Below are 313 nucleotides of genomic sequence, written 5' to 3' on the forward strand. Positions count from 1 at the left end.
CATTTAACGTATCATTCGATACTAATGTCGCTGTAGTTCCTCCGGTATTTCCATTGATTGATGGGGCTGTTTCTGTATTTGCACAAATAACATTAGTCATAACAATATCACTCGAACTTCCCGATGAACAACTTCCCAAGGTAGCTATAACCGTATAACTCCCTGACGGTGCGGTTACTATACCTCCGTTTTGAGTTACACCTATTAATGGAGTTACTGTATAGGTATAATTAGCATCATAATTATCAATACTAAAACTTCCTAAAACATTTGCACAAGTAGGAGCTGTCATTACTCTTAATAAAGGTGCTAT

General features: G+C 36.7%; 1 protein-coding gene. It reads right to left on the minus strand.

From position 1 onward, the window contains the following. A partial coding sequence (locus LPB87_RS20710; protein WP_230729236.1) for a hypothetical protein occupies positions 1-313 on the minus strand: 313 nt, incomplete at both ends.

Origin of the sequence: Flavobacterium sp. EDS (assembly GCF_020991525.1) — a bacterium.
Taxonomy (GTDB): domain Bacteria; phylum Bacteroidota; class Bacteroidia; order Flavobacteriales; family Flavobacteriaceae; genus Flavobacterium.